Source organism: Salinispora pacifica CNR114, assembly GCF_000514775.1.
Classification (GTDB): Bacteria; Actinomycetota; Actinomycetes; order Mycobacteriales; family Micromonosporaceae; genus Micromonospora; species Micromonospora pacifica.
Genome location: NZ_AZWO01000013.1, coordinates 45,767 through 68,126 on the forward strand (window position 1 = coordinate 45,767; position 22,360 = coordinate 68,126).

Consider the following 22,360-nt stretch of genomic DNA (forward strand, 5'->3'; position numbering starts at 1 on the left):
CACCCACCGTGGAGGCTCCATGCGCCCGCGTCGGGCACTCGCCGTCTTCGCCACCGTCACCGCTACCGCGAGCCTCGCGGCCGTCGGGGTCACGCCCCAGGCCGCCAGCGCCGCCCCAACCGACCTGTTCATCTCCGAGTACGTCGAAGGCTCGTCCAACAACAAGGCGATCGAGCTCTTCAACGGCACCGGCGCCCCGGTCGACCTCGCCACCGGCGGCTACCAACTGCTGCTCTACTTCAACGGCTCCACCACGCCGAGCACCATCGCCCTGACCGGCACGGTTGCGGCGGGAGACGTCTTCGTCTTCGCCCACTCATCGGCGAACGCGGCGATCCTCGCCCAGGCCGACCAGGTCACCGGTGCCGGACTCTTCAACGGCGACGACGCGGTCGTGCTGCGCCGCGACGGCACCGTGCTCGACGCGATCGGCCAGGTGGGCGTTGATCCGGGCAGCGGGTGGGGCACCGGCCTGACCAGCACCGCCAACCACACCCTCCGCCGGCTGAGCAGCATCGCCTCGGGTGACACCGACCCCGGTGACAGCTTCGACCCGGCCACCGAGTGGGCCGGCTTCGACACCGACACGGTGGACGGGCTCGGCGCGCACCACCTCGGCGACGGTCCGGTAGACATCCCCGCCACCGTCAGCTGCGGCGATCCCCTGGTCACGCCGGCGGGCACCGCGGCGTCCCGGGAGGTCACCGCGACCGACCCGGACGATGAGATCGTCGACCTGGCGGTCACGTCAGTCTCCCCGACGCCGGCCACCGGCGCGATCAGCCGGACGGAGTTCACCCCGGCCGGAGCGGTCGGTGGCACCGCCCGGGCCACCGTCAGCGCGAGCGCCGACCTGGCCGCCGGGGCGTACTCGGTGGTCCTGACGGCGACCGACACCGACGGCACCACCGCGACCTGCACCCTGCCGGTGCAGGCCACCCGGGAGCTGACGGTCGGCGAGGTGCAGGGCCCGACCACCGACGCCGAGGAGGGTGGCACCGACCGCTCGCCGCTCGCGCCGGCCAGCGGCAACGGTGCCAGCAGCGTGCGGTACGACGTCCGCGGAGTGGTCACCCAGCGCACCCTCGCCCGCGACTCCGCCGGCCAGGACCAGCACGGGTTCTTCCTCCAGAGCCGCGCCGACGCGACCGACGGCGACCCCGCCAGCTCCGACGGCATCTTTGTCTTCATGGGCTCGAACACGTCGCTCATCGGCGGTTACGTGCCGACCGTCGGCGACGAGGTGGTGCTCCACGCCCGGGTCTCCGAGTACTACCACATGACGCAGCTCTCCAGCGCCTCGCTGGTCCGGCGGATCTCCACCGGGCTGGACGTGGACCAGGTGGTCGCGGTGACCGACGCGGTACCCCCGGCCGACCTGGCCGACGCGGAGCGCTTCTGGGAGCGGCACGAGGGGGCCCGGCTGCGGGTTCGCGCGGACAGTCAGACCGTGAGCGGGCGCACCGTCTTCGCCTCCAGCGCCGACGCCGAGACCTGGCTGGTCGACCGGGATGACCCGCTCCTGGACCGGAGCGACCCGGACACCCGCCGGGTGTTCCGCGACGCCCATCCGCTGGACAACGACCCCACCGAGATCTTCGATGACGGCAACGGCCAGCGGATCATGCTGGGCAGCCTGGGCGTCAAGGCCGCCAGCGGCGACAACACCACACTGCTCCCACCGGCACGCACCTTCGACACGCTGACCGCCGACGCGGTGGGCGGCCTCTACTACTCGTTCCAGAAGTACGGCGTCCAGGTCGAGTCCGCGGCTTTCGCGGCCGGCACCGACCCGGCGACGAACCACCCGCCGCAGCCGGCCCAGCGGTCAACGGAGTACGCGGTCGCCGCGTACAACGTGGAGAACCTCTACGACTTCCGCGACGACCCCTTCGACGGCTGCGACTTCGCCGGGAACGACGGCTGCACCGGCGTACGACCGCCGTTCGACTACGTGCCGGGCAGCGAGCAGGCGTACCGGGACCAACTCGCCGCGCTCGCCGACCAGATCACCAACGACCTGCACTCCCCCGACCTGATCCTGGTCCAGGAGACCGAGGACCAGGACATCTGCGTGGTTGACGGCGGCACGCTGGTCTGCGGTAACACCGACGACGCCGACGGCGCTCCGGACTCGCTCCAGGAGCTCGCGCTGACCATCGCCGACAACGGAGGCCCGGCCTACGCGGCGGCCTACGACCGCAGCGGCGCCGACGCCCGGGGCATCACCTCGGCCTTCCTCTACCGCACCGACCGGGTCGCGCTGGCCGAGGCGACCGCCGACGATCCACTACTCGGCGCCACCCCGACCGTCCAGTACCGCGCGCCCGGGCTGCCGTCCAACGCCGATGTGCAGAATCCCAAGGCACTCAACGCGGTCCTGCCGCCCGACGTGGACACCAGCACCGGCAAGGACGGCGACAACGTCTTCACCCGTGCGCCGCAGCTCGGCCGGTTCACCATCGAGGCCGCCCCCGGTTCGGGAGAACGGCTGACGCTCTGGGCAGCCAGCAACCACTACTCGTCCGGCCCCGACCGCCGGGTGGGGCAGCGCCGGGAGCAGGCGGCGTACGGCGCGGCGATCGTCTCCGCGGTCACGGCGGCGGACCCGGACGCCCGAGTGGTGTTCGGCGGGGACCTGAACGTCTTTCCCCGTCCCGACGATCCGATCGCGACGGCCGCGGACCCGACCCCGTCGGACCAGCTCGCTCCCCTGTACGAGGCGGGGCTGCGCAACCTCTGGGATGATCTGCTCGCCGACGCGCCGTCGTCCGCCTACTCGTACAGCTTCGCCGGCCAGGCCCAGACGCTGGACCACCTCTTCGTCACCGCGGCGCTCCACGCTGATCTGGTGCAGATGCGGGCCGCGCACATCAACGCCGACTGGCCGGCGGATTACGCGGGGGACGGCTCGCGCGGCGCCAGCGACCACGATCCGCAGGTGGCCCGGTTCCGGTCCCGCCCGACGCTGACCGTCGCCGACGCCTCGGTGGTCGAGGGCGATCGGGGCCGCAGCGAGCTGACCTTCACCGTCACCGTCTCGCGTCCCCTCTCCGAGCCGACCCTGCTCTGCGCCCTGACCCTGGGTCGAAGCGCCCGGCCGGGCGTTGACTACCGGTCGTACGCCGGTTGCCAGACGCTGCCGGCGGGTCAGACAACGCTGACCTTCCCGGTGTCGGTGCACGGCGACCGGAAGCGAGAGACCGACGAGAGGTTGACTCTGCTGGTGGTGGGGGGCCCTGGGCTCCGGATCGCCGATCCGTTCGGCACCGGGACCATCGTCAACGACGACTGACCACCACTGACATCGCCGCCGGCGACCTCGGCCGCCACCGACGTCGCCGCCGGCGACCGGCCGACTTGAAGAAGTCCGCACCGGCGGCCTTGGAAGCGGCACGGCCCGCCGGCCCGGTACTCGACCGGGCCGGCGGGCCGTTGCGGTGCTGCGGACCCGGCTGCCGGCGGCGGGCCGGCCGGGCGCGGCGGCGTCAGTAGCGCTGGCGCAGCAGCTGCGCGGCCTCGACCGCCCAGTAGGTGAGGATGAGCTGCGCTCCGGCGCGACGGATCGAGGTGAGCGTCTCCAGCATCGTCTGCTCGCGGTCGATCCAGCCGTTCGCGGCAGCCGCCTCGACCATCGCGTACTCGCCGGAGACCTGGTAGGCGGCGACCGGCACGTCAACGGCGGCCCGGACCGCGGCGACCACGTCGAGGTACGGCAGCGCCGGCTTGACCATCACCATGTCGGCGCCCTCGGCCACGTCCAGCGCCACCTCGCGCAGGGACTCCCGCAGGTTCGCCGGATCCTGCTGGTAGGTCCGACGGTCGCCGTCCAGCGTCGACTCCACCGCGTCCCGGAACGGGCCGAAGAACGCGGACGCGTACTTCGCCGTGTAGGCGAGGATGGCCACGTCCTGGTGGCCGGCGGCGTCCAACGCCCGCCGGACCACGCCGACCTGACCGTCCATCATTCCGGACGGCCCGACCACGTGCACCCCGGCCTGCGCCTGCGCCACCGCCATCTCGGCGTACGCGGCGAGGGTGGCGTCGTTCGCCACCGACCCGTCGGACGCCAACACACCGCAGTGGCCGTGCGAGGTGAACTCGTCCAGGCAGAGGTCGCTCATCACCACGGTGGCGTCGCCCACCTCGGAGACGACGTCCCGGATGGCGGCGTTCAGGATGCCGTTCGGGTTGGCCCCACCGGAGCCAAGCTCGTCCCGGTCAGCCGGCACCCCGAAGAGCATGATCCCGCCAACTCCGGCCTGGACCGCCGCGACCGCGGCCTTGCGCAGCGACTCCCGGGAGTGCTGGAGCACCCCCGGCAGGGACGGCACGGACCGGGGCTCGGTCAGCCCCTCCTTGACGAACAACGGTACGACCAACTCGGCCGGGTCGACGCGGGTCTCGGCGACCAGCCGCCGCAGGGCCGGGCTGCGACGCAGCCGCCGGGGTCGATGCTCGGGATATGGCACGGGTCCTCCAGGGTCAGCGGAACCGGAGGGCGGTCGGCCCCTGCACCTTCGAGCCGCGCCGCTGCTTCGCCGGCATCGCGGCGAGCTTCTCGCGCAGCTCGACGGCGTAGCCGGCCAGCGCCTCCACCAGGTCGGGGACCGAGGCGTGCGGTGGCTGCACGTCAACCCGAAGGCCGAACTCGGTGGCGGTCTCCGCCGTCTTGGGCCCAATAACCGCAACAACGGTGCGCGCGTGCGGCTTCCCGGCGATGCCGACCAGATTCCGGACCGTGGACGACGAGGTGAAGAGCACCGCGTCGAACCCACCCGACTTGATCGCGTCGCGGATCTCGGCCGGCGGCGGAGCCGCCCGAACCGTCCGGTAGGCGGTCACGTCGTCAACCTCCCAGCCGCGCTCGGTGAGCCCGGCGGCGAGCGTCTCGGTGGCGATGTCGGCGCGCGGCAGCAGCACCCGACCAACCGGGTCGAGTACCTCGTCGTGCGGCGAGAACTCGGCCAGCAGCCCCTCCGAGGACTGCTCCCCGGCGGGGATCAGCTCCGGCCGGATCCCGAAGGCGCGCACCGCGTCGGCGGTCGCGTCGCCGATGCAGGCGATCTTCACGCCGCCGAAGTGCCGGGCGTCGAGGCCGTGCTCGGCGAACTTCTCCCAGACCGCCCGGACCGCGTTCACCGACGTGAAGATCACCCAGGCGTACCGGCCGTCGACCAGTCCCTTGACCGCCCGCTCCATCTGCGCGGGGGTACGCGGCGGCTCGACCGCGATGGTCGGCACCTCGCAGGGGATCGCGCCGTACGCGCGCAGTCGGGCGCTCATCACCCCCGCCTGCTCCTTAGTCCGTGGGACGAGCACCTTCCAGCCGTACAGCGGGCGGTTCTCCCACCAGCTGAGCTTGTCCCGCTGGCCGACGCCCTCGCCGAGGGTGAGCACCACCCGGCCGGTGAACCCGAGCGCCGCCGCGACGAAGGAGTCCACCGTTGACGTGGTCGTGTACTGGGTCTCGCCGGTGCCATCGCCGGTCACACCGACCACGGTCGCGTCGTCGACTCCGGCGGCGAGCAACCCATCCCGGATCGCGGCGAGATCCCCGGCGTCCACCGCGAGGGCCAACGGTCCCCGGGTGACGGCGGCGGCCAGCGCCTCGAAGTCGAGCGTGGTGACGTCCTCGACGTCGGCCGCCGTCCGGACCCCGGGCAGCGGCACACCCGCATAGGTCGCCACTCCCTCAGCCTGGCCGACGCCCGGGACCACCTCGAACTGGCCGGCGGTCCGGGCGACCGCCTGCACCTCTCGGACCACCGCCTCGTGTCCGAACGGGTCACCGGCGACCAGGTGCACCGCGTTCAGCCCGGAGCGGGCCGCCGAGATCAGAGCCTTCGCCACGTCGCCCGATCCGCCCTCGGCCAGGGTTAGCTGAGCCTCCTGCTTCGCCTGCGCCCGGACGACATCGAGCAACGCCTCAGGGACTCCCCGGTCGTATACCACCTGGTCGGCGCTGACCAGGGCGTCGTATCCCCGGCGGGTCAGCAGGCCCGGATCGCCGGGACCGGCCCCGACGAACGCGATGCGGCCTACGGGCTTACGGGTGCGGGTCATACTGTGCTCCCAAATTGCTGGGTCCCCGGGCCAAGGTTCCGTTGCTGGCCGAGGATCGAGTCGGCGCCGAGGTCGAGCAGATCGGTGGCGAGGGCCTTACCGATCTCCACCGCGTCGGCGGGCGTTCCGGTGCGGGACAGCCGGAGGTCACGAGTGCCGTCCGGACTGATCACCGCCCCGCGCAGGTAGATCTCTTCACCGACGTCGCCTTCGGCGAGTTCGGCGTAGGCGGCGACCGGGGCACTGCACCCGGCCTCCAGGGTGGCGAGCAGCGCCCGCTCCGCGACGACCGTGGCGCGGGACGGTGCGTGGTCGAGTACCGTGAGCAGCTCGACCAGAGCCGAATCGTCGGACCGGCACTCCACCGCCAGCGCGCCCTGGGCGGGAGCGGGCAGCATCAGCATCGGGTCGAGCGTCTCGGTGATCGTGTCGGTGCGATCCAGGCGGGCCAGCCCGGCCCGCGCCAGGACCACCGCGTCCAGGTCGGCCTCCGGCCCGAGCACGCGCGCCAGCCGGGTACCGACGTTACCCCGGATCGGCTGGACCTCAAGCTGAAGCCCGAGCGCGTGCAGCTGGGCGATGCGACGCAGCGCACCGGTGCCGACCCGGGCGCCGGGCGGCAGCTCGGCGAGGGTACGACCGCCGGTGGCCACCAGCGCGTCCCGCGGGTCCTGCCGGGCCGGGACGGCGGCGACGTACAGGCCGGGGGCCGCCGCGGTCGGCAGGTCCTTGTACGAGTGCACTGCGAAGTCGATGGTGCCCGCGGCGAGGGCGTCCCGCAGCGCGGAGACGAACACGCCGACACCGAGCCGGTGCACCGGGGCCGCGGAGCGGTCACCGGTGGTCACCACCTCGACCAGCTCCACCGGGGTGCCGGTGGCCGCGGTGAGGGCCGCCGCGACCTGCCCGGACTGGGCCATGGCCAGGGCGCTGCCCCGAGTACCGAGGCGTAGGGGGACCTTCATCACTCACCTCCGGTGGGGAGCGGCTCGGCGTCACCGCCGATTTGGGGGTCAACGTCGGGCGCCATCACGTCGGGCACGGTGCCGACCGGGGAGGTCTGCGACACCTCCAGGTCGAAGAGCTCGCGCAGCAGCGCCGCGTACTGGTCGCCGCCGGGCTCGGCAGCGAGCTGGCGGACCCGTACGGTCGGCTGGTGCAGCAGCCGCTGGACGACCCGGTGCACCGTCCGGGCGACCTCGGCCCGCTGGTTGTCGGTCAGGTCCGGACAACGCTGGGCGAGCCGGCCCAACTCGGCCGTGACCACGTCGTCAGCACGGCCCCGCAGGGCGGCCACGGTCGGCGCGACGTCGGCTCCCCGCAGCCAGGTGAGGAAGGCGTTGACCTCGGCGGCGACGATCTGCTCCGCCGCGGCGACGTCGGCGGCGACGGGGCCGTCGGCGACCAGTGCCGCCATCCGGTCGATGTCGATCACCTGGACGCCGGGCAGGTCGGCCACGCCCGGCTCGACGTCCCGCGGGACAGCCAGGTCCAGCAGGACCAGCGGCCCCCGGGATGGATCCCGACCAGCGAGTGCCGCAGTCACCACCGCGCGGGTGAGGACCGCCTCGGGGGCGGCCGTGGCAGCCACTACGATATCCACTGTGGAAATCGTCTCGGTGAGGTCGGCGATCGGAACGGCGATCGCGCCGTACGACCCGGCCAGCCGGGCGGCTCGGTCGGCGCCCCGGTTGGTCACGGTGACCGGACCGGCACCCGACCGAGTGAGGGTGGCCACGCCCAGCGAGCCCATCGCTCCCGCCCCCACGACCAGCGCGGGACGGCCGGCTAGGTCACTGTCGAGCAGCTCGGTGGCGAGGCCGAGCGCGGCCGTGACGACGCTCTGCCCGGCCCGGTCGATGCCGGTCTCGGAGTGGGCCCGCTTCCCCACCCGGAGCGCCTGCTGCATCAGCTCGTGCAGCAGGCGGCCAACGGTGTCGGCCTCAGCTGCCCGGTGGTACGCGTCGCGGAGCTGGCCGAGGATCTGGGCCTCGCCCACAACCATGGAGTCCAGCCCGGTGACGACCCGGAAGACGTGGTTGACCGCCGCGACGTCGAAGTGCACGTACAGGTGGTCGGCGAGGGCCGCCGGCTGGCAGCCGGTCGACTCGGCCAGGACGGCGCAGATGTCACCCAGGCCGCCGTGGAACCCGGATACGACGGCGTATACCTCCACCCGGTTACAGGTGGAGACGAGCACCGCCTCACTCACGTACGGCTGCGCCGCCAGGTGGGTCAGGACACGGGGGAGGTCGGCGGGGGCGACCGCGAGTCGCTCCAGGGCGGCGACCGGGGCGGTGCGGTAAGACGCGCCGACGACGAGCAGTTTCACGTGCCGATCGCCTCCTGGGGGTTGGTGGCGGCGAGGTTACCCGGCAATGGGGGGAGGGCGGCCTCGCCGGCGGCGGGGAGTGCGGTCTGGGATGCCTTGCGGTGCTCGTGGAAGGACAGGATCTGCAGCTCGATGGCGAGGTCGACCTTACGGACGTCAACCCCGTCCGGCACCGTAAGCACGCAGGGCGCGAAGTTCAGGATGCTGGTCACTCCGCCGGCGACCAGGCGGTCGGCGACCCGCTGCGCGGCGGCGGCCGGGGTGGCGATCACGCCGATCGCGATCGACTCCTCGGTGGCGACCCGGGACAGCTCGTCCACATGTTGGACGACCAGACCGTTGATCTCCTCACCGACCCGGACGGGGTCGGCGTCAAAGAGCGCGGCGATGCGGAAGCCACGGGTGGCGAAACCGTCGTAGCCAGCGAGGGCATGACCGAGATTACCCACCCCGACCAGGGCGACCGACCGGCGCTGAGTAAGCCCCAGAACGTACTCGATCTGATCGATCAGCAGGGCTACGTCGTAGCCGACACCCCGGGTGCCGTAGGAACCAAGGTGCGACAGATCCTTGCGGAGCTTAGCGGAGTTTACTCCCGCGGCCGTGGCCAACCATTCGCTGGAAACTGTCTCGTGACCGTTTTCAGCCAGGTTATGCAGGGCGCGGAGGTACTCGGGAAGTCGGGCGACGGTCGCCTCCGGCAGGTCCGGCAACGCCGGCACGGCGACCGGGCGTTCGGGCGCGCCGGGCGGACGGTGCTGACTCATGAAACTCCGTGCAGTGGGATCCTGGGCCAACTCCGCCGGGCCGGGTCGGGACTCCCGCTGGCCACCGAGGAGACCGGCTGTGCTAGCGGGGCGGGTCGGAACTACAGAGTAAGCGCTTGTGAAGACACGCACAAATCGCGATCTTGGTCGCCCACGACGCGACTCCACCCGTCCCCCCCGTTCCACAAGATCAATGTCTCGACTCCGCCCACGCCGTCCGGCGATTATTACTCAATTACGACTTCTCTGACCAATCACACGGGGGCGCGTCGCCCCCACTTCCCGACCGGCGTGATAGCACCGCGCGCTCTCCCCAGGGTGGTAGCGCCAGCACCTCCAGAATTTCGGCGGCGGGCAGGATGGGTGGCTTCGGTCTAACTGCCTAGCCTCGGGGGATGACCGCTGCACGCGTGGCCGCCACCCCCACCTCCAGCCCGCCGCGCACCCTGCTCCGCCAGCTCCTGCGCGACTCCGGCTACGTCCTCTCCGGCCTGCCCCTCGCCCTGGTCGGCATCGTGCTGGCCGCCACCGGGATCTCCCTCAGCCTCGGCCTGCTGGTGACCACGCTGGGCCTGCCGATCCTGACCGGAACGCTCTACGCCGTCCGCGTCCTGGCCGACCTCGAACGACTCTGGCTGCCCTCGGTGCTGAGCATGCCCCGGATCCGCCCGGTCTACCGGAGCCCCGATCCGAATGCCGGCTTCTGGGGCCGGGCCCTGGCGCCGGTACGCGATCCGCAGTCCTGGCTCGACCTGCTCCACGCGTTCAGCAAGCTGCTGGTGGCGGCTCCCGCCTTCGCCATCCTGGTCAGTTGGTGGTCCGTGGCGCTCGCCGGCGTCTGCTACCCGATATATGACCGGTATCTGCCGCACGGCCCGGACAGCACTTCCCTCAGTGAGCTCCTCGGGATGGGTGACGGTGCCGGCGCCCGGATCTTCCTGTACACCGCCATCGGTCTCTTCGCCCTGCTCACCCTGCCGCTGGTGGCCCGCGCGTGCGCGCGGACCGAGGGTGGCCTGGCCCGCGCCCTACTCACCGGCGTGGCCGAGCTACGAAACCGGATCACCACCCTCGAAGAACAAAAACGCGCGTTCGCCTCCGCCGAGGCGCACGCGCTGCGCAAGCTGGAGCGCGACATCCACGACGGGCCACAGCAACGGCTGGTCCGACTCGCGATGGATCTCAGCCGGGCCCGCGAGCAGCTCTCCAACAATCCGGTAGCGGCCGGGCACACCCTCGACGAGGCGGTTGACCAGACCCGGGAGACCCTCACCGAGCTGCGTGCGCTGTCCCGGGGCATCGCACCGCCCATCCTGGTTGACCGTGGGCTACCGAGCGCCCTCGCGGCGCTGGCCGGACGCGGGCTGATCCCGATCGAGCTACAGGTTGACGCCGGGCTCGGCGAGCCCGGCGGCCGGCTCGACCCGGCCGTGGAGAGCACCGCGTACTTCGTGGTCGCCGAGGCGCTCACCAACGTCGCCAAGCACAGCCGGGCCACCGAGTGCCGGGTACTCGTGGAACGGGCCGGACGGCGACTTCGGGTGGGCATCGACGACGACGGCCAGGGCGGCGCACACCTGGCCAAGGGGCACGGACTGGTCGGCATCGCGGATCGGGTCCGGGCCGCCGGCGGGCAACTCCACGTGACCAGCCCCGCCGGCGGCCCCACCGAGATCCGCGCCGAACTCCCCGCGACGACCGGAAAGTGGTAGGAACGCAGCCATGCGGATCGTGATCGCTGATGACGCCGTCCTGCTCCGAGAAGGGCTGATCCGACTCCTCACCGAACGCGGCCATCAGGTGGCGGCCGCCGTCGGTGACGGCGATGCCCTGGTGCAGGCGGTGGTCACCCACCGCCCCGACGTGTCGATCGTTGACGTACGAATGCCGCCGTCGCACACCGACGAAGGGCTCCGAGCCGCCGTGCAGGCACGTGCTCTGGTGCCGGCGACGCCGATCCTGGTGCTCTCCCAGTACGTCGAGGTCTCCTACGCCGACGACCTGCTGGCCACCGGGGCCGGGGTCGGCTACCTACTCAAGGACCGGGTGGCCGCGATCGGCGAGTTCCTCGACGCGCTGGACCGGGTCGCCGCCGGGGGCACCGTCCTCGACCCCGAGGTGATCACCCAGCTCTTCGCCCGCCGCCGCCGCGACGATCCGCTGCGGGACCTGACCCCGCGCGAACGTGAGGTACTGGGTTTGATGGCCGAGGGCCACTCCAACACCGCGATCGCCCGCACGCTGGTGGTGACCGACGGCGCGGTCGAGAAGCACGTCCGCAACATCTTCACCAAGCTCGACCTCCCGCCGGACGTCGAGCAGCACCGCCGGGTCCGCGCTGTCCTGGCCTACCTCCGCGGCTGAGGCGAGCGCATGATCAATGCAGGTGGGCCAGCGCGACCGCCTCGGTGAGGGTCTCCGCGACCGGATGGCCGGAGGCCCGCAGCCGGGCGGGGTCGGTGAGGCCCCCGGCGTAGAGGACCGCGCGGCCCCCGACCGATCGGGCCGCTTCGGCGTCGTCGAGCGAGTCGCCGATCAGCACCACATCCCGGCCGTCCTGCCCCAGCTCGGCCAGGTGCCGGGTCAGTGACTCGGCCTTCCGGTCCCCACCGACCTCGGTCCGGAGCCCGTCGACCCGCAGGAAGTGCTTGGTCAGCCCGTAGGTCTGCACGGTCGGCACCAGAGCCTCGTGGAACCACATGGACAGCAACGACTGGCTTCCGGGCCAGGACGAAATCGCGTCCACCGCGTCATGCGCCAGCGCGCAGGTGGTCAGCCCGTCCAGGTACGCCTCGTGGAAGATCTTGTCCAGCTGGCCGAACGCCGCCTCGTCCACGGCCTGCCCGAGCACCTCGGCGTAGTAGTCCGCGATCGGTCGGCGAAACCGAACCCGATGCTCGTCGGCGGTCACCGCCGGCCCACCGACGCTGGCGAAGGCGACATTGGTCGAGGCCACGATCAGGTCCAGATCGTTGAGCAGGGTTCCGTTCCAGTCCCAGACCAGGTGCGGGTGCGCAGAACTCATCGCCGCACCCTACCTGGCAGCCTCAGAGCTGAGGAGTGGTCAGATCGCGGAGCAACCGCTCCTCCTCGACCCGCCAGTAGCCGTGCTCCTTGCCGTCGAGCAGCACCACCGGCAGCCGGTCCCCGTACTCGCGCTCCAGCTCCACATCGTCGGTGACGTCCTTCTCCACCCACCGGTCGTTGGTGACCGACACCACCCGTTCCAGCGCCGCCTTCGCGTCTTCGCAGAGGTGGCAACCAGGCCGGGTGAGCAGGGTGAGGCGGGGTTCACGCATCGGTCTCCTCCGTGGGGACGGCCCCGGCCCGACGACCGGAGCAGGGTCTTGCGGCGCGTACGCGTGGACAGTTTCGCCGTTGGCGAGATGCGGCACACCCAGTACCGCCCTGCGCCACACCTCGGTGACCGGCGAGCACCAGCTTCACCTCGCGCGGGAAGCGTTCACACCGACGCCGGCCACCTCCTGCCCAGCCGTCGAGTTTGGCACAGCGGGCAACGACCGCCCGCACCGGCGCCGAGAGAGCACACGGGGGTCTACCGGCGGCGCGCCGGGCATCGGGACCTCCCTCGGCCCGTCCTACCCATGGGACTTAACCGTCACGTACCGCGAGATCAACCGTCACCTGCCGTGAGACCCAGTGGCACCCTCCACCTGCCACCACGGGCGACCGCTGCCGCCATCTCGTCCCCTCCGGCCAGCCGGCACCCACCTTGCCGCGATCATCCACACCCCGACCCACCTGGGCGTCTCCTCCAAACACCGGGGAATCCGAAAGTCAACCGCACACGACGGACAACTGGTCCGGCAGCAGTGCGACACGACCGGAAATACTTTGGCCCTGTGTAACGGACTTGCCACGCGCGGGTGACGTTGACCCTTATCATCACTCGGGTCAGCTCACCCCGTTTTCCGTGAGTCGACAACCCCTCAGCCCGAGGAGGCCCCCGTGCCCGACAGCGCATTGGACCAGCACCTCAAGGGGAGCTGCCACGCACCGGCAACCCCCCCAGCCACACCATGCGTGCCCGACCGACCCCACCTCACCGGGGACCCGGGCCGCGGGACGGAGGTGCCCCGATGACGACGTTCGGCTACGCGCAGCGGCCAATCGGCCTGGGTGACCCGCCCGCCCGATCCGCGACGAATGAACGGCTGACACCCCGCGGGCCCCGGGATGACGGCCGGCTCGCCGCCCGGAGCGACAACGGGGTACGCAGCCGTCCGCATCCCAACGAAACCCCCGCCCGGAGCGGGCCGCCGGGCGCGAACGCCAAACCGATCGAGGCCCGGGTGGCCTCGCCAGCCCGGCCGGCCATGCCCGTACAGGGCCGCCGGAGCGCCGACCCACCCGCCAGCGCCGACTCCGCCGGCACCGACACGGCGGTGCTCCCCGCGCTGCCCGCCAGCACACCCGCCACCGGCTTTCCGAGCCGTCCCGACCCGTCCGACCCGGCCACCGAGATCTGGGCCCTGGTCGAGCGCGCACAGGCCGGGGAGGCCGAAGCCTTCGGCCTGATCTACGACCGGTACGTGGACACCGTCTTCCGGTTCGTCTACTTCCGGGTCGGTAACCGCCAGCTGGCGGAGGACCTCACCTCCGACACCTTCCTCCGGGCGCTGAAGCGAATCGGTAGCTTCACCTGGCAGGGCCGAGACCTCGGGGCCTGGCTGGTGACGATCGCCCGCAACCTGGTGGCGGACCACTTCAAGTCCGGCCGTTACCGGCTCGAGGTAACCACCGGCGACGTCCTCGACGCCGAACGCGAAGACCGGGGGCCGGAAGGCAGCCCGGAGGCGGCCGTGGTCGAGCACATCACCAACGTCACCCTGCTCGGCGCGGTCAAGCAGCTCAACCCGGAGCAGCAGGAGTGCATTGTGCTCCGCTTCCTCCAAGGCTTCTCGGTGGCGGAGACGGCGCGGGCCATGGGCAAGAACGAGGGCGCGATCAAGGCCCTGCAGTACCGGGCGGTTCGCGCCCTCGCCCGACTACTCCCGGACGGCTTCCGGGCATAACCACGCTGGCGGCGGCGGTGACGCCCAGGCAGGTCGAGCTCCGATGACATCAATCACTTTCCGGGCTTTTTCTCCACCACTGGCCCCGTAACCCCGACCCGGCGCGGCGCGTTCATCCGGGTGCGACCGATGCAGTCCCGGCGTCCCCCGGGTTCTCGGTTCCGGCCCCACCGCCGGCCCCGAGCCTCCCGCGACGCCCACCGTCCTCGGTCGTCGGTGACGATCGCGGCCAACCGGCCGCGCCCAGCGAGGGAGGTGCCAGCGGTGAACAGCGACCTCTTTATCTCCCGTCGGCGCGCCAGGCGTTTCGCGCAACTACTCGACGAAGCGAACGGCGGCCGACGACACCACGTCCGATCTCGGGTTGACGAAAAGCTCACCGACCTCGTCGCGGTCGGGCACCAAGTTGGTGACGCTGCCCCGACGGTCGAGGTCAGTGCCGAGTTCCGGACCGGCCTACGGGCGATGCTGCTGGCCACCGCCGAACGCGAGGGCCTCGGCCGACCCGCCCCGGCGGCCACCACCGACCAGACCGAAAAACGCCCGGCGCCACACCGCTCCCCCCTGCTCCCCGCCGTTACCGCGCGGCGAGCCCGGGCCCGCGGTGCGATCCTGATCGGCATCGCGACCGGCGCCGTCGCCGTCTCCGGCATCTCCGCGGCCAGTGAGAACGCGGTACCGGGCGACGCGCTGTACGGGATGAAGCGGTCGACCGAGCGTGCGCAGCTCGCGTTGACCGGCTCGGACCACAGCCGGGGGCAGCTCTTCCTGGACTTCGCGCGGACCCGCCTGAGCGAGGCGGCCCAACTGCGCGACGACCGGGCCGGTTACAGCGGGGTCCTGGACGATATGGACGCCGACACCCGCCAGGGCGTACGCCTGCTCACCACCGCCGCGGTGCAGGCCTCCGACCGGACAGCACTGGACGTGGTTGACGCCTTCGTCGCCGCGCAGCGTACGGCGGTCAGCGAGCTTGTGGGCGACCGGCCCCGCGCCGACCGTGACCGCACCGAGCACTCACTCGCGCTCCTCGGAGACGCCCTTGAGCGCTCGGGCGCGCTGCGCGCCGCCATCGACTGTGGCCTGCCCGCGCCGAACGGCAGCGACACGCTCGGTCCCACGCCGGCGAGCTGCCCCGCCAACCGCTGACGCCGGCCGAGGCGGGCCGACCCCACTCCATCCACGGAGCCAACGACCGGCGACGGGCCACGGCACACCTGGGTCGATTGCCTCGTTGCGGGCCCGCCCCGGTGCGCCACCCGGCTACCCTCGCCAGGTGGCGCACAATGCGCCGGTCGTCCGGAGGGGGAGCGCGTGGCCAGCCGAAAGGTGCCGGTGAGCACCGACACCCGCAGTCCCCTCCCCGCGGAGAGTTCGGCCGCCGGTGCACCGACCCCGCCGCCGGATCGGGCCGCGGCTGCCTTCTTCGACGTGGACAACACCTTGATGCAAGGAGCATCGATCTACTGGTTCGCCCGCGGACTCGCCGCGCGCAACTACGTCACCACCAGCGACCTACTCCGCTTCGCCTGGCAGCAGCTGCGGTTCCGGGTACTCGCCACCGAGCATGTCGGCGACATGTCGCAGGTCAAGGAGGCCGCGCTCGCGTTCGTCGAGGGCTGGCAGGTGGAGGAGGTGGAGCGCCTCGCCGAGGAGATCTTCGACGAGCTGATGGCGCCCCGGATCTGGGCCGGCGCGCGGCGGCTCGCTCAGGACCACCTCGACGCCGGGCAACGGGTTTGGCTGGTCAGCGCCGCGCCGGTGGAGATCGGCCGGGTGATCGCCGCCCGGCTGGGGCTCACCGGTGCCATCGGAACGGTGGCCGAGGTGGTTGACGGCGCCTACACGGGACGGCTGGTCGGCGACCTGATGCACGGGCCCGCGAAGGCGGAGGCGGTGACCCGGCTCGCCGCGGCGGAAGGGCTGGAACTCTCCCGCTGCACCGCCTACAGCGACTCCGCCAACGATCTGCCGATGCTCGCCGCGACCGGCCGAGGGGTCGCCGTCAACCCGGATTCCGCGCTGCTGCGGGAGGCCCGCCGACGCGGATGGGAGGTACGGGACTTCCGTACCGGGCGCCGGGCGGTCAAGATCGCCGTCCCGTCCACCGCCGCCGTCGGGCTGGTCGCCGGAGCGGTCACCGCGGGGCTGGCGCGGCACCGCCGCCGCTCGTCCGTCCGGACGTGAGCTCCCCCGCCAACGCGCTCCCGTCGCCGTCACCGGGCGGTTGAGTCGGCCGGAACCAGGGTTGGCGTCGGGTCGTTGGTGTGGGCGAGGTGGCCGAACTGACGCCACAGCCCCCCGACGAGCAGCGCCGAGCCGACGAAGGCGAACCAGAATGGACCGGTCATCCCGAGCAGGGTGACCAGCGGGCCGCCGAGCGCCGCGCCGACCACCAGCCCGCCGAACCCACTCATGGTGTAGATGCTGCTGACCCGACCCTGGAAATAGATCGGAACCGCCCGCTGCCGAATGGTCAGGGCGGTGGCGCCCCAGGCGAACGCGTGCGCCCCGAAAACGAAGAGGATGCCCGAGGCGACCCAGGGCGAGGTGGTGACGGCGAGACCGAGGTGGGTGAGGGTTTCGATGATCAGCCCGGCCCGCATGACGCCCCCGAGGCTCACCCGGCGGGTGAGCCAGCCGTACCCGACGGTGGCGAGCAGCCCGCCGGCCGCCATCGCCGTATTGATCAGGCCGAAGCCGACGGCGCCGAGGCCGAGCCGCGCCTCGGCGTAGAGCACCAGGATGGACCAGGCGGCGCCGTAGGTGATGTTGAAGAACAGGGCGGTCAGGCAGAGCGTCCGAACGGCCGGATGACGGACCGCCAAGCGGAACCCCGCCCCGATGTCACTGCGCAGATCACGGGGCTGGCCCGCCGATTCCCGCTCCCGCGGCGGCAGCGACACCCGGGACACCAACAGCAGTCCGGCCGCGAGGAAAACCGTGTTGGTGGCGAAGGGCCAGGACCGACCGGCCGCGAAGAGGACGGCCCCGAGCGCCGGGCCGGCCAGTTTGTTCAGCGTGATGACACCGGCCAGGACGCGGGCGTTGGCGATCGCCAGGTCCTCCCGACGCACCAGCATCGGCGTCAGCGTCCCGGTCGTGTTGTCCACGAACACCTCGGCGGCGGCGAGCAGCGCCAGCGTCAGCAGCACCACCGGCACCGATACCCGGTCGGTCACCAACGCCCCGACCAACACGCCCAGCGCGCCGACCCGGACCGCGTTCGCCACCAGCACGATCCGCCGCCGGTCGAGACGATCGGAGAGCACGCCGGCCCAGAGGCCGAACACCAGCTGCGGCGCCCAACGCAGCAGGGCCGCCAGCGCGACCAGGAACGGGTTGGTGGTCAACGACGCCACCAGCAGCGGCCCGGCCGCCACCGCGATCCCGTCGCTCAGGTTCGTCGCCCACGACGAGGCCAGCAACCAACGGAACCCACTGCCCAACCGAGCTGGCGCGACCGCCTCGACGACTCTCCGCACAACGAGCACCGTACGAGGGCACCGGTCGATCGCAACCGCATTTGCCCCCGCCCCGGGCTCGCCGCCGGTGGCGCCCCGGTCAGGGGCCGAACGGGTCCGGCCGCTGCTCCAGCAGCCGGTGCAGGGTCTGCTGAATGGTCTCCCGCACCTGGTCAGCGAGGTTGAACACGACCAGCGGGTCATCGGCCGAGTCGGTCAGGTGCTCGGTGATGATCGGCGGGCAGAACTCGATCAGCCATTTACTCGGCAGCGGCACCATGCCCAGCGGGCCGAGCCAGGGGAAGGTCGGCGTGACGGGGAAGTACGGCAGCTTCAGCAGTCGGGCGAGGGGCTTAACATCGGCGAGCATCGGGTAGGTCTCCTCGCCCCCGACTATCGCCACCGGCACGATCGGGGTTCCCGTACGCAACGCCGCGGAGACGAAGCCGCCCCGACCGAATCGTTGTAGCTTGTAGCGCTCCGCGTACAGCTTGCCGACGCCCTTGAAGCCCTCGGGGAAGACGCCGACTAACTCACCGGAGTCGAGCAGCCGCTCGGCGTCCGGGTTGCAGGCGACCGTGCCGCCGCCCTTGCGGGCGACCGCCGACACCACCGGAACCCGGAAGACGAGGTCCGCGCCGAGCAGGCGGAGAAACCGGTGCTGCGGGTGCTGGTCGTGGATCATCGCCGAGAGGATCAGCGCGTCCAGGGCCACCGTGCCGGAGTGGTTGCCCACCACGAGGCCGGCTCCCGCGTCGGGCACATGCTCCAGCCCGGTGACCTCGGTGCGGAACCAGTCGCGGTAGAGCAGCCGCACCAGCGGATGAAACACGGACCTGGTGAGCTGCGGGTCGAAGCCGAACTCGTCGATCTCGTAGTCGCCGGCGAGGCGTCCACGCAGAAACGCCAGCCCGCTCGCCACCTTCCGGTCCCAGTGATCGCCGGGCTGTTCGGAGAGCATCCCGGCGGTCACGACTGCTCCCCAGCGGCAGCGGAGCGGACCTGCCGGACCCCATCGAGCACCAGCTGCTCAGCGGCGGCGAGGCGTTCCCGGGTCACCACGATCCCGTTGCGGTGGGCGCGGATGAAGTCGTCGAAGGCGGCGGCGGTCGAGCGTGGGGTGAAGCCGTACTCCCGCTGGAGCCGGCTGGTGTCCACGACCCGACCGTGTACGAAGAGGTCGACCTGGTCCAACCCGTAGCGGCCGAAGCCGAGCGTGCGGGCCAGCGCGGCCGCCCCGGAGAGGCCCGGCTCCAGCACCGGCACCGCGACCCGGCCAGCCCGTCGAATGGCCTGGGAGAGCGCCAGCACCCCGGAGCCGGCGACGTTGTAGGTGCCGGGATGGTCCCGCACGACCGAGCGGTGCAGCACCTCCAGCGCGTCCTCGAAGTGCAGGAACTGCAGCCGCGGGTCGCGGCCGAACACGGTGGGCACCAGCGGTTGGGCGAAGTAGCGGGTGAGCGTGGTGTCGGCGGTCGAGCCGATGAACGGCGCGAACCGCAGCACGGTGGCGGTCACGTCGGGGCGGCGGCGGCGAAACCCACGCACGTACCCCTCGATGTCCAGGATGTCCCGGCCGAAGCCACCGCGCGGTACCTCCCGCGGCTCGGTCTCCTCGGTGAAGACCGCCGGGTCACGGAAGGACGCGCCATAGGCGGCGGTCGAGGAGCGGACGACGAGCTTGCGCAGCCGGGGCGCGTGCTGCGCGGCGGCCAGCAGCTGCATCGTGCCGATGATGTTCTGTTCCTTCATGGCCGCGCGGCCCCCGTGCTGTGGGTCGGGAGCACTGATCAGGGCCAGGTGCACGACGGCGTCAACGTCGAGGTCGGCGAGGAGGCCGCCGATCGAACCCGCGTCCACCCGGACCCGCTCGACCCCGTTGAGCAGGTCGGTGAGCTCCCCACCTGCCGCGGGTGGATCGACTCCGATAACCCGCCCGACCCGCGGGTCGGCGGCGAGCCGCGCGGCGACGTGCGCGCCGAGGTAGCGGCTGACCCCGGTCACGACAACGACCCCCGGGGCGCCGGAGGGGCCACCGGGGGTCATGCCGCACACCGTCCCCGGCAGGCGGGATCGAGCCGGAACATCCGCGGCTTGATCACCTAAGCCTCCGAGGGTCGACAGCTGGCACGTGATGACGGTGCCGGGCCCAGCCCGGCACCGACTCACTTGCCGAGACGGCGACGCTGGACGCGGGTCTTGCGCAGCAGCTTGCGGTGCTTCTTCTTAGCCATGCGCTTGCGGCGCTTCTTGACCACCGAGCCCATACGACAGCCTTTCGATGCAATGTGCGGGGCGGACCGGATGACACCGGCATCCGCTTGCGGACAACGGACCGGACCTGCGGGACGGGCGGCGGAGCGCATCTGTGGTCACGGTCGGGTCCAGGGTAGCCGGGAGGCATCAGCAGGACCAACGCGGCCCCTCGATGCTGGTCATCACGGCCGCTTCCCGCCCGCGAACGCCCTCAGGCAGTTTCCTGGAAGGCCCCGCGCAGGTACTCGTGCACCGCGTGCTCGGGGACGCGAAACGACCGGCCGACCCGGACGGCGGCGAGCTCGCCGCTGTGCACCAAACGGTAGACCGTCATCTTCGACACCCGCATGACCGTCGCCACCTCGGCGACGGTGAGGAACCTGACCCCCGACAGCTGGCCGTCGGACCGCAACCCGGCCATGGCTCACCGACCCATCCCATGCCCGGCGCGTGCTATCCCGACGGGGCTTCCGCCGGACCGGCGACGCGCGTGTTACCAGTACGGTAACGGGGCCGATGTGACCGGCGCGAACCCTTCGGACAAACCGTACTGATTCATACCAGCGGAGTCCGGACGGACCGCCTCAGCCGCCGGGCAGCGCCGCTCGGCCCCACGGAGCCCGGTGGCGCCGGTGGCGCCACCGGTGCCACCGGACGAGCGCCCCGAGCCGCTTCCGGACGCGGACCGGGGCTCCGTGCTGGGAGCGGGCACCAGTGTGTCAGGGCGCTCGTCGGGGCCCGACACCGGTAGATCATGACTGCCGCCGCGGGCGTGACCACCGGCCCACCAGGCTCGGCTACCGGCCCACCAGGCCTGGCTACCGGCCCATCAGGGCGTGGGCGAGAAACCCCAGATTGGCGGGGCGCTCGGCCAGCCGACGCATGAGATAGCCGAACCATTCCTCGCCGTACGGCACGTACGAGCGCACGGTGTATCCGTCGCCGATCAGGCGGGCCTGATCGGCGGAGCGGATGCCGTAGAGCATCTGGAACTCGAACTGGTCCGGCCCCCGGTCGAACCAGCGGGCCCGGTCCTCGCCGATCGCGATCAGGCGGGGGTCGTGCGTGGCGAGCATCGGGTAGCCGGCCCCGGCCAGCAGAATGCTCAGGCAGCGTACGTAGGACCGGTCCACGTCCCGGGCGGACTGGTAGGCCACCGATTCGGGCTCCCGGTACGCGCCCTTGCAGAGCCGAACCCGGGAACCGGCGCCGGCCAGCTGCCGGCAGTCGGACTCGGTCCGGCGCAGATACGCCTGGAGCACCGCCCCAGTGGACGGATAATCCGCGCGCAGCTTGTCCAGGATGTCCAGAGTGGAATCGGTCGTGGTGTGGTCCTCCATGTCGAGGGTGACCGTGGTGCCCCCGGCCTCGGCCGCCGCGCAGATCGCCCGGGCGTTGTCGTAGGCGAGCTGCTCGTCGAAGGTCTGCCCGAGCGCGGAGAGCTTGACGCTCACCTCCGCGGCGGGGGTGAGCCCGTCGGCGGCGAGCGCCGCCAGCAGGTCGAGGTACTCGTCACGAACGGCGCTGGCCTGCTCGGGTGTGACCGTGTCCTCACCGAGGTTGTCGAGGGTGACCGTGAGCCCGTCGGCGACGAGGGCGCGGGTCACCCGCAACGCGTCCTCGGGCCGGGGGCCGGCGACGAACCGGTGCACCACGTTCCGAGTGAAGGGGGATGTCGCCACGAGCCGCTCGCACCGCGATGACCGGGCCGCAGCGAGAATTACGGTACGAAGCATGGGCTGAAGAGTAGCGCTCATAGCAGCAAAATGGCGGTGCTGTCACATCGCGCTACATCGACACGTCGGATGCCCGGGAAGTCGTCTACGGTGGGTGACGTGAACTTCGACGCGTACGCCCGGACCGGAGTTGATCTGATCAATATCCGGCTGGACGACCTCGACGCCCTCCGTTCGCTCTTCCCCGAGGACATCGCGTGGATGCGGGACGCGGTGTCGGAGCGAGATCTCACTATCTTCCGACGGGCGCAGAAGCGACTTCGTGACGTCTTCGAATACGGTACGTCGGGACGGGACATCCAAGCCGTCGCCGAGTTGAACGCCCTGTTGGAGGCGTACCCGGTGCAGCCGCGCATCTCCGGGCATGACTCCAGTGACTGGCACATGCACGTCACCAGCCGCGGCGCCTCGGTGAGTGCGGAGTACCTGGCCGGTGCGGTCTGGGGGCTGTCGGTGTGGCTCTGTGAATACGGCAGCGCCCGCTTCGGGGTCTGTGCGGACGAGCGGTGCGGCAACGTCTATCTGGACACCTCGTCGAACTGCTGCCGGCGGTTCTGCTCGGAGCGCTGCGCCACCCGCTCCCACGTGGCGGCGCACCGGGCCCGCAAGCGGGCCGCGATCCGCGACCGGGTCACGGTGGCGGCGCAGTCCGCCGCCCCGGCCGACAACCTGACCGCGATCAGCTGAGCGTCGACCTTCCGCC

General features: G+C 71.7%; 20 protein-coding genes and 1 pseudogene. 7 read left to right on the forward strand and 14 right to left on the reverse strand.

The window, feature by feature from the left end:
- Positions 1-19: 19 nt before the first annotated feature.
- Positions 20-3,295, forward strand: coding sequence for a lamin tail domain-containing protein (locus tag B118_RS0109620; RefSeq protein WP_027645832.1), 3,276 nt, complete (start codon positions 20-22; stop codon positions 3,293-3,295).
- 193 nt (positions 3,296-3,488) lie between these two features.
- Here B118_RS0109620 and hemB read toward each other — a convergent pair whose 3' ends face one another.
- Genes hemB through B118_RS0109645 form a run of 5 tightly spaced genes read right to left on the reverse strand, consistent with a single transcriptional unit; the run spans position 3,489 to position 9,165 of the window.
- Complete coding sequence (gene hemB, locus B118_RS0109625; protein WP_018221527.1) at positions 3,489-4,472, reverse strand: porphobilinogen synthase; 984 nt, start codon at positions 4,470-4,472, stop codon at positions 3,489-3,491.
- A 13-nt stretch (positions 4,473-4,485) separates the two neighbouring features.
- The gene (locus B118_RS0109630; RefSeq protein WP_018827445.1) at positions 4,486-6,066 is read right to left on the reverse strand and encodes a bifunctional uroporphyrinogen-III C-methyltransferase/uroporphyrinogen-III synthase; all 1,581 of its coding nucleotides are present in this window, start codon (positions 6,064-6,066) and stop codon (positions 4,486-4,488) included.
- Positions 6,063-7,031: a hydroxymethylbilane synthase gene (gene hemC / locus B118_RS0109635; RefSeq protein WP_018221529.1), complete on the reverse strand. Its 969-nt coding sequence runs from the start codon at positions 7,029-7,031 to the stop codon at positions 6,063-6,065. The genes B118_RS0109630 and hemC overlap by 4 nt, the downstream gene beginning before the upstream one ends.
- Complete coding sequence (locus B118_RS0109640) at positions 7,031-8,398, reverse strand: glutamyl-tRNA reductase (protein ID WP_028192702.1); 1,368 nt, start codon at positions 8,396-8,398, stop codon at positions 7,031-7,033. The genes hemC and B118_RS0109640 overlap by 1 nt, the downstream gene beginning before the upstream one ends.
- Entirely contained in the window at positions 8,395-9,165 is a 771-nt protein-coding gene (locus B118_RS0109645; protein WP_018827447.1) for a redox-sensing transcriptional repressor Rex, read from the reverse strand. The genes B118_RS0109640 and B118_RS0109645 overlap by 4 nt, the downstream gene beginning before the upstream one ends.
- Before the next feature lie 395 nt (positions 9,166-9,560).
- Here B118_RS0109645 and B118_RS0109650 point away from each other — a divergent pair, with 395 nt between their 5' ends.
- Positions 9,561-10,877, forward strand: coding sequence for a sensor histidine kinase (locus B118_RS0109650; protein ID WP_018811559.1), 1,317 nt, complete (start codon positions 9,561-9,563; stop codon positions 10,875-10,877).
- A gap of 10 nt (positions 10,878-10,887) precedes the next feature.
- Entirely contained in the window at positions 10,888-11,529 is a 642-nt protein-coding gene (locus B118_RS0109655; protein WP_018221533.1) for a response regulator transcription factor, read from the forward strand.
- Between the two features lie 13 nt (positions 11,530-11,542).
- Here the strand turns inward: B118_RS0109655 and B118_RS0109660 are convergent, their stop codons facing one another.
- Positions 11,543-12,190 (reverse strand): HAD family hydrolase, encoded by a 648-nt coding sequence (locus B118_RS0109660; RefSeq protein ID WP_018221534.1) that lies wholly within the window; start codon positions 12,188-12,190, stop codon positions 11,543-11,545.
- A 22-nt stretch (positions 12,191-12,212) separates the two neighbouring features.
- The gene (locus tag B118_RS0109665) at positions 12,213-12,464 is read right to left on the reverse strand and encodes a glutaredoxin family protein (protein WP_018726480.1); all 252 of its coding nucleotides are present in this window, start codon (positions 12,462-12,464) and stop codon (positions 12,213-12,215) included.
- 801 nt (positions 12,465-13,265) lie between these two features.
- Between B118_RS0109665 and B118_RS0109670 the strand changes: the two genes are divergently transcribed.
- From B118_RS0109670 to B118_RS0109680, 3 genes are all read left to right on the forward strand, one after another.
- Positions 13,266-14,201 carry an ECF subfamily RNA polymerase sigma factor, BldN family gene (locus tag B118_RS0109670; protein ID WP_018221536.1) on the forward strand — a complete coding sequence of 312 codons (936 nt, stop codon included), beginning with the start codon at positions 13,266-13,268 and terminating at the stop codon, positions 14,199-14,201.
- A gap of 264 nt (positions 14,202-14,465) precedes the next feature.
- The gene (locus B118_RS0109675; protein WP_028192703.1) at positions 14,466-15,350 is read left to right on the forward strand and encodes a DUF5667 domain-containing protein; all 885 of its coding nucleotides are present in this window, start codon (positions 14,466-14,468) and stop codon (positions 15,348-15,350) included.
- Positions 15,351-15,515: 165 nt separating this feature from the next.
- Positions 15,516-16,388, forward strand: coding sequence for an HAD family hydrolase (locus B118_RS0109680; RefSeq protein ID WP_028192704.1), 873 nt, complete (start codon positions 15,516-15,518; stop codon positions 16,386-16,388).
- 29 nt (positions 16,389-16,417) lie between these two features.
- Here the strand turns inward: B118_RS0109680 and B118_RS0109685 are convergent, their stop codons facing one another.
- The 7 genes and pseudogenes from B118_RS0109685 to B118_RS0109710 form a co-directional block, all read right to left on the reverse strand.
- The gene (locus tag B118_RS0109685) at positions 16,418-17,695 is read right to left on the reverse strand and encodes an MFS transporter (protein ID WP_043541139.1); all 1,278 of its coding nucleotides are present in this window, start codon (positions 17,693-17,695) and stop codon (positions 16,418-16,420) included.
- A 70-nt stretch (positions 17,696-17,765) separates the two neighbouring features.
- A complete protein-coding gene (locus tag B118_RS0109690; protein WP_085981343.1) occupies positions 17,766-18,626 on the reverse strand; it encodes a lysophospholipid acyltransferase family protein in 861 nt (286 codons plus the stop codon).
- Between the two features lie 8 nt (positions 18,627-18,634).
- Positions 18,635-19,711 carry an NAD-dependent epimerase/dehydratase family protein gene (locus tag B118_RS0109695; RefSeq protein ID WP_018221541.1) on the reverse strand — a complete coding sequence of 359 codons (1,077 nt, stop codon included), beginning with the start codon at positions 19,709-19,711 and terminating at the stop codon, positions 18,635-18,637.
- A gap of 119 nt (positions 19,712-19,830) precedes the next feature.
- Positions 19,831-19,932 carry a 30S ribosomal protein bS22 gene (locus tag B118_RS30130; RefSeq protein ID WP_007465623.1) on the reverse strand — a complete coding sequence of 34 codons (102 nt, stop codon included), beginning with the start codon at positions 19,930-19,932 and terminating at the stop codon, positions 19,831-19,833.
- A 200-nt stretch (positions 19,933-20,132) separates the two neighbouring features.
- On the reverse strand, positions 20,133-20,342 hold the full coding sequence (locus tag B118_RS0109705) for a helix-turn-helix domain-containing protein (protein ID WP_018221542.1): 210 nt from the start codon (positions 20,340-20,342) through the stop codon (positions 20,133-20,135).
- A 180-nt stretch (positions 20,343-20,522) separates the two neighbouring features.
- Positions 20,523-20,684, reverse strand: a pseudogene (locus B118_RS31640) (ABC transporter ATP-binding protein); the annotation flags it as partial.
- A 55-nt stretch (positions 20,685-20,739) separates the two neighbouring features.
- On the reverse strand, positions 20,740-21,657 hold the full coding sequence (locus tag B118_RS0109710) for a proline dehydrogenase family protein (RefSeq protein WP_026185494.1): 918 nt from the start codon (positions 21,655-21,657) through the stop codon (positions 20,740-20,742).
- A gap of 99 nt (positions 21,658-21,756) precedes the next feature.
- Here B118_RS0109710 and B118_RS0109715 point away from each other — a divergent pair, with 99 nt between their 5' ends.
- On the forward strand, positions 21,757-22,344 hold the full coding sequence (locus tag B118_RS0109715; RefSeq protein ID WP_018221544.1) for a CGNR zinc finger domain-containing protein: 588 nt from the start codon (positions 21,757-21,759) through the stop codon (positions 22,342-22,344).
- The last annotated feature ends 16 nt before the right edge of the window (positions 22,345-22,360 follow it).